The sequence below is a fragment of the Aeromonas sp. Prich7-2 genome (assembly GCF_017939255.1).
Taxonomy (GTDB): domain Bacteria; phylum Pseudomonadota; class Gammaproteobacteria; order Enterobacterales; family Aeromonadaceae; genus Aeromonas; species Aeromonas caviae.
This window is the reverse complement of record NZ_JAGKRI010000364.1, coordinates 1-5105: the sequence shown is the minus strand read 5'-3', so window position 1 is coordinate 5105 and position 5105 is coordinate 1. Positions and strand designations below refer to the sequence as shown.

Genomic DNA, 5105 nt, shown 5'->3' with positions numbered 1-5105 from the left:
TCAGTGCCATAGTCCTTGAGAAACTCAAACAGGCTGTAGCCTTTCTGGAATTGGATTTTGCTTTTGGCCATGATCTCGCACCTCGATAACTGTACGTAAGATCAGTATAGTTCGTGGTAACTGACTGCTAATCATGGGTAATCAGGTATTTTATTGATACTATGTTTTCTATTTTCTATTTTCTATTTTCTATTTTCTATTTTCTATTTTCTATTTTCTATTTTCTATTTTCTATTTTCTATTTTCTATTTTCTATTTTCTGTCAGATCATAGAAAAACCATTACCAAGTGATGGTGCATTGATTTTCAAGCTAACTTAATGAATTTTAATTCATCAACACCAACTCACTGATTGAATAAAAATAAGGTGTGGGTTTGTAAAACTGGTCTCTCTTCGCTGCGCAGCAGCGGAATGTTGAAATGGAAAAAATTTATTTATAGCTCTCATAATTAGTAAATGGACAGTTTTCCAATTTTTTCAAGTGGGGGGATGTGAAAAAATCTTCAAAATCAATCTGGTTGATCAAATTTCAATCTATTATGCTAGTTTTAGCATATAAGCCAGCCGACTTATTACTTATTGACAAACCCCATGCTCAATCCGCCCTACAAGCTCGACAACAGCCTGGACTCCCATCTGTGTAGTCAACAACGTGGCTGGAGCCACGCCACCGAGCCCCCAGGCTGTGCGGTTTAACCATGACACAGCCTTGATGGCATCGTTCCTGTGGAAGAGGAGTACCACATCGAGGGCCTGTGCAACTCCGTATACCCTGGCACCCTGCGATATTGATAGGGGAACCTCAATCCGAAGCTTTCGGGCCAGTGCACTCCGGCTAATACCAGCCCATTGGCAAACCGTCCCCACATCCGTCTTCATCAATTCAGCGAGCCGATAGAGTATGTCCGGTGATACGCCAGCCACGATCCATAGATGTGCTCCTAGTGGGTCACGAGGAATACCAAGAGCTTCTAGGAGAAAGTTCGCAGTAGCTGCTTGATAGGTTGCATAGGGCATCATGTAGCATTCCTCATTATACAAACACGACCTCTCATGAGCTATCCTACCCCAAACTGTCGTTTTCAGTAGAAGATTAGCAACAAAACGCCCCTGCATTGAGGAGGGCTGATGACCGAGTTGGTCTGTACTGAATCAGGTTTAGGCATTGAACTTGGATAGGGAGATAATAAGAATAATATGGCGTTGTTTCCCAAATCGATGCAGCTTGAATGGAACTAACTGAGGACTTGGTGATCTGATCACCACCATCCTTTTCAAGTCTGCATCATGGGCACGTCGCTTCACTCCATCATCAACTGGCCTAAATACAACAAATCTTTGATTAATCGTGGTTCACTCACCTTCTGGGTTGATGCCGATCTGGCCATCTGTTGCTCCTGGTGTGAACTGCCTTGTTGCGATAGGGAGAACGTGCAGGCTGCACCGTTTGACGGGACGGGTGGCAGCATTTGAGTCATGTTGTCGCAGCGTACCCAGAGCCAAGGCAAGGCGCAATCGGTGAATGCGTGATGGGCGCAGATAGGGGGCAGGTTAAGGCGGACACGCTGTCTGGGATTGCCACCTCGGCGCAGCAGTGCGCCAGCAGTTGGTCACCCGTCATGGGACGCCCGAGCAGATACCCCTGTAGGGTGTCGCAACCGAGCAGGGTCAGCAGGGCGCGCTGTTCCTCGGTTTCTACCCCTTCGGCCACGATGCGCATCTCTAGGGCTTGGCCCAGGGCGATGATGGCACCGATGATGGTGGCATCGTCCCCCTGTGGCGCCAGCGTGGTGACGAAGCCCCTGTCTATCTTGAGCTCGTTGGCGGGAAAGCGCTTGAGGTAGAGCAGGCTGGAGTAGCCGGTGCCGAAGTCGTCGATGGAGATGCCAAGGCCGAGCTCGGCCAGACGGTTGAGGATGGCGAGGCTCTCCTCGGCCTTCTGCATGGCGGTGGATTCGGTGATCTCCAGGGTCAGGTGACGGGCCTCTAGCCGATGGCGGGCGAGGGCGCCCTGCACCTCCTCCAGCAGCCCGGGGCTGGCGAGCTGGATGGTGGAGAGATTGACTGCCACGCTCCAGTCGTGATGACCCGCCGCCCGCCAGGCGCTCATCTGGCGGCACGCCTCGTCGATGACCCAGTTGCCGATGGGGATGATGAGCCGGCTCTTCTCCGCCAGCGGCAGGAAGCTGGCCGGCGAGACGGCACCATGCTCCGGGTGCTGCCAGCGCAGCAGGGCCTCGGCGCCGACCACCTGGCCGCTGCGGGCACAGTATTTGGGCTGGTAGTGCAGGGCCAGCTCCCCCCGCTCCAGGGCGTGTTGCAGCTCCTTGTGCAGCAGGAACTGCTGGTGGGCGTTGGCGTTCATGGCGCTGTCGAAGTAGTAGTAGTCGTTGCGCCCCTGCTCCTTGGCGTAATACATGGCGGCATCGGCGTTGAGGGTCAGCTCGTGCAGGCTGGTGCCATCCTGGGGATAGACGGCAATGCCGATGCTGGCGGTGATGTGCAGGCTGTGGTGCTCCCACTCATAGGGCTGTGCCAGCGTGGCCAGCAGACGCTCGGCGAAGGCTGTGGTCTGGCCGATGTCCCCCGGCGCCAGGGCCAGTACGAACTCATCCCCCCCGAAGCGCGAGGCGGTATCATTGGGGCCAAGCAGAGCAGTGATCCGCTCCGCCACTTCGACCAGCAGCAGATCCCCGGTGTGGTGGCCGTGGGCATCGTTGATGATCTTGAAGCCGTCGAGATCGAGAAACAGCAGGGAGAAGCTGCGCTGGCTGTGCTGACACTCCTGAATGCGCTGCTCCAGGCGGTCGGCGAACAGCAATCGGTTGGGCAGCCGGGTCAGGCTGTCGTGCAGCGCCAGCTTGAGCAGCTCGTTGTGAGCCTGGTGGAGGGAGGTCGAGAGGCGCGCGGCGTGGGCATCCAGCATGGAGAGGACCAGGGCGATGGCGAACACCGCCAGGGTCACTATGATGACCACGGTCGCCAGCCACTGGGTGTCGAGCCCGGTGTAGAGGGCGCCGCACAGGCTCCCTTCCGGAAACTGGGCCGCCGCCATGCCGGTGTAGTGCATGCCGATGATGGCGCAGCCCATGACGAGGGAGGCGCAAGCCTTGCTGAAGAAGGCGCGCGGGCTGCTGTTGCGCAGCCTGAACGCAATCCAGAGGGCGGCCCCGGAGGCGAGCACTGCGATGAGGATGGAGAGGACGAAGAGCCCCCTCTGGTAGTGGATGCCGGGTATTATCTTCATCGCCGCCATGCCGATGTAGTGCATGGTGGCGATCCCGGCCCCCATCAGCACGGCTCCGAACAGGATCCGGCCCCAGGGGAGCTGGGGGCGGCTCACCAGCCAGAGGGCGAAAGCCGAGGAGCCGATGGCCGCGACCAGGGAGAGGCCGGTGAGGGGGAGATCGTAGCCGAGCGCGATGGGCAGGTTGAAGGCGAGCATGCCGATGAAGTGCATGGACCAGATACCGAACCCCATGGCAAAGGCACCCCACGTGAGCCAGAGGGCGGCGCCCCATCCCTGGCTTTGGCTCACCCGGCTCGTCATGTTCAGCGCCGTGTAGGAGGCGAGCACCGCCAGCAGGATGGAGAAGAACACCAGGTCGTTGCTGTAATAACTGTCGAGCATGGGGTGGGTCGCGGTCACTTGATTCACTCTGGGATGGATAACGGTCCGAGCCATGGCCTGGCTGGAGATAAAAATCGGGCTGAGGATTGTACACAAGAGGTGTCACAAACCGTACAGAGATACGCACCAAAATGAGCCCAGGATCAGAGTAAAAACACTGAATTTACCCCTTGATGGCAATTTCCTCCGCCCCTTGTCCGAAGGCGGGTTCCAAATTTTCCCGCGTGAAAAGCAGGGGTAAAGATGAATGTGAAGTTCCCGCTCAGTGACACTCGCTAGCCCACTGCCAGCTTGGCGACCTCTTTCCACATGAAGGAAGGCATTGGTGTCATCAGGCGTCATTTAATGTTCAAAAATGATACGCGAAGGGCGTTGTTCCCAAATCGATGCAGCGTGAATGGAACTAACTGAGGACGCAGTGATCTGATCACTACCATTCCCTTCAAGTCTGCATCATGGGCGCGTCGCTTCACTCCATCACTAACTGGCCTCAATACAACAAATCTTTGATTAAGCGTGGCTCGCTCACCTTCTGGGTTGATGCCGAGGTCATGAACAACTGGTTCCACCACGACCATCACGGACGACGGGGCCGCAGCCAGCTCTACACCGACCAGACCATCTCAACCTTCCTGATGCTCAAGGGGATTTTTAACCTCACGCTTCGCGCAACTCAGGGGCTACTCGACTCCTTGTTCGAGTTGATGAATGTGCCGCTGTGCGCACCGGACTATAGCTGCGTAAGCAAGCGGGCCCGCACGGTAACGGTGGCCTATCGGCAGCCGGCCAAGGGGCGTATCACCGACCTGGTCATCGACTCGACCGGTCTGAAGGTATTTGGTGAAGGCGAGTGGAAGGTCAGAAAACACGGCGCCGAGAAACGGCGAGTGTGGCGCAAGCTGCATCTGGCGGTGGACCCGGCAACCCACGATATCGTGGCAGCAGAAGTGTCACTGGAGAATGTCCATGATGCCGAGGTGCTGCCAACCTTACTCAATCCACTGCGGCGTAAGCTGGGCCGGGTTTATGCGGATGGCGCCTACGACAGCAAAGCCAGCCATCAGCTTATCTCGTACAAAGGGGCGACAGCCTGTATCCCACCTCGCAAGAACGCTGGCCTATGGGAAAAGGGACATCCAAGAAATGAGGCTGTGCAGGTAATGCGCAAGGAAGGGCTGGCGCACTGGAAGAAGATATCGGGGTATCACCGTCGCTCGCTGGCGGAAACAGCGATGTATCGGTTCAATCAGTTGCTGGCGGGGAAAATCAGTCTGCGAACATACAACGGTCAGGTAGGGGAAGTGATGGCGTATGTTGGAGCAATAAACTGCGTATTCCGGCGAAGTTGAACAGCCATTCCGGCCAACGTGAACACCCTGATCCTTAACGCGCTCACGTCACCCCGTTTCTAACTCGAGTGTTCAGATTGGGTCAACTCACTTCTCCTCTTTCTCATCGATTCTCCCTTCAGTG

Annotated in this window: 3 protein-coding genes and 1 pseudogene; 2 read left to right on the top strand and 2 right to left on the bottom strand. The window is 56.0% G+C overall.

What is annotated here, in order from left to right:
- Positions 1 to 577 precede the first annotated feature (577 nt).
- Complete coding sequence (locus tag J9892_RS23425; protein ID WP_042019807.1) at positions 578 to 1018, bottom strand: antitoxin Xre/MbcA/ParS toxin-binding domain-containing protein; 441 nt, start codon at positions 1016 to 1018, stop codon at positions 578 to 580.
- Between the two features lie 270 nt (positions 1019 to 1288).
- On the opposite strand from J9892_RS23425, the pseudogene J9892_RS23420 reads away from it, so the two are divergent.
- A pseudogene (locus J9892_RS23420) lies at positions 1289 to 1381 on the top strand (IS5/IS1182 family transposase); the annotation flags it as partial.
- A 94-nt stretch (positions 1382 to 1475) separates the two neighbouring features.
- On the opposite strand, the gene J9892_RS23415 reads toward J9892_RS23420, so the two are convergent.
- Positions 1476 to 3659, bottom strand: coding sequence for an EAL domain-containing protein (locus J9892_RS23415; protein WP_349237056.1), 2184 nt, complete (start codon positions 3657 to 3659; stop codon positions 1476 to 1478).
- Between the two features lie 428 nt (positions 3660 to 4087).
- Between J9892_RS23415 and J9892_RS23410 the strand changes: the two genes are divergently transcribed.
- Positions 4088 to 4981, top strand: a complete 894-nt coding sequence (locus tag J9892_RS23410) for an IS5 family transposase (protein WP_210539132.1) — start codon at positions 4088 to 4090, stop codon at positions 4979 to 4981.
- Positions 4982 to 5105 lie beyond the last annotated feature (124 nt).